The sequence below is a fragment of the Campylobacter concisus genome, assembly GCF_902460595.1.
Lineage (GTDB): Bacteria > Campylobacterota > Campylobacteria > Campylobacterales > Campylobacteraceae > Campylobacter_A > Campylobacter_A concisus_BL.
On sequence record NZ_CABPVA010000026.1, the window covers coordinates 4,288 to 6,086 of the forward strand.

At 30.6% G+C, this 1,799-nt stretch carries 3 protein-coding genes; all 3 read right to left on the reverse strand.

Annotated elements, in window-relative coordinates; genetic code table 11:
- Nucleotides 1–881, reverse strand: an 881-nt coding sequence (locus tag F3G86_RS10080) for a hypothetical protein (protein ID WP_188116465.1), incomplete at its 3' end; no start/stop codon positions are given.
- Between the two features lie 311 nt (nt 882–1,192).
- Nucleotides 1,193–1,507 carry a hypothetical protein gene (locus F3G86_RS10085; protein WP_103613876.1) on the reverse strand — a complete coding sequence of 105 codons (315 nt, stop codon included), beginning with the start codon at nt 1,505–1,507 and terminating at the stop codon, nt 1,193–1,195.
- Nucleotides 1,508–1,515: 8 nt separating this feature from the next.
- Nucleotides 1,516–1,799 (reverse strand): hypothetical protein (locus tag F3G86_RS10815; protein ID WP_149723773.1); only part of this gene is annotated, 284 nt, incomplete at its 5' end.

Here is a 1,799-nt window from a genome sequence, read left to right on the forward strand (position 1 = left end):
CTGGCATCATTAATATATTTTTCCATTGTATTTTTTTGAATCTCATTTAATTTTGGATTTTTTAAACTATTTACTAAAGAATTTACTTCTCTTTCCAGTCCCTTTTTGGCATTAAGTAGTTTTTCTATATGCCCAGTATCTAGTATATCACCAGATAAATTTTTTCTAACTTTTAGCATATGATTTATCTCACTGATTTTATTGATACTTTTTAATTGACTAGCAGTTAGCTCAGCAACCACAACCCCATCACTACCACTATTTCCATTGTGTTTTATATTTGTGTTAGAAGTTGGATTATCTATTTTAGTAACATCACTAGTTACCTCACTAGGCTTTTTACCAAACCTATCCCAAACTGCTTTTCCAACTTTGTTTGTAATAGCACTAGAGCCAGTAAGTCCAGCTATAAATTCAGTATCCCTTGCAGTTACACTCTCATAGTCGCCTAATACTATATCTAGTTCGCCTTTGTCTATACCTTCTTTTATTTCACTTGGTATATTTGGGATATTAGCTAACACATTGACAAATTCTTTTGGGTTACTTACTAGATAATAAACTCCAGTTATTGTATCTTTTACAAGATTTATTCCACCTTTTGCAAACCCTGTTGCAAAGTTTGCTATATCATTACTAAGTTTTGTATCTACTTTTAGATTTTTATCATAGAATTCTCTATTATTAGTAAAACTATCTAGATAGACATACCTATCCTCATATTGCTTCTTATCTGGATTAAAGGCATTAGTATTATCTAGAGTTGTATTATAAAAGCTACTTTGCTTTATGAAATTTGTTGCTAGTTCTATATTATATAGATCATTTGAGCTTAGACTTTGTCTATAAGTTTCATTAAATGATTTATCTGTTAAAGACACTGCTGCTTTTGCTAGGATAGATTTTGCTTCATCATCACTATAAATTTTATTTGTTGTAGTTTGTAGTTTTGATTTAAAGCTTTCTATATTGTTTTTATTGTTTATAAAGTCTATCTCTCTTTGATGAAGCTGTCTATTATAAGTATCTGCACTTGTGGTTATTTTATAGCCTGTGTTTGCTCCTTTATCGCCATTAGCTATGCCTCCAGCTATTATGCCTATTAACTGAGATGCTAGTAGGCGTTTGTTGTTATGTGTTTTTTAATTATATTTTAAACTTAATAGTAATAATAAATTTTCATACAAATTCCCTAAAAAGATAAAGCCCAAGCTCGTCTTTCTTTACAAAATTCCTTACCAGACAATATAGTCCAACCCAAAACTCTTTCTGGTTTGTCATCTTTGTTGGTTAGATAGCCGTAACGGCATCCTTTTGGTCTTTCAAATTCGTATATATACCTATCTTCGCTATAAACCCTTTTATTGTTTTGTGCAAGTAAAATATTTGGATTTCCAATATTAGCCGCCAATGTTTCTTTAAACACTTCATAGCTTGGCTCACCTATATAACATCCACCAAAACTAAACATTGCCATTGCAAATAAAATAATTTTTTTAAATTTCATTTGATTTCCTAAAAAGACAAAGCCCAAGCTCGTCTTTCTTTGCAAAATTCTTTTCCCGACAATATAACCCAGTCTAAAACTCTCTCTGGTTTGTCGTCTTTGTTGGTTAGATATCCATAAACACATCTTGGGTCGTCGCCTTTAAATTTATAGATATATCTATTGTCATCATATATTTCTCTGCGATTATAAAAATTTAAAATCATAGTATGATTGGTAGGGATTAAAAAAATATTTCTGTTATCCTTAAACACTTCATAGCTTGGCTCACCTATATAACATCCACCAAAAC

What these genes read in the sequence shown, in the direction of transcription:
- F3G86_RS10085 (WP_103613876.1), bottom strand. Translation starts at nt 1,507, where the DNA reads ATGAAATTTAAAAAAATTATTTTATTTGCAATGGCAATGTTTAGTTTT.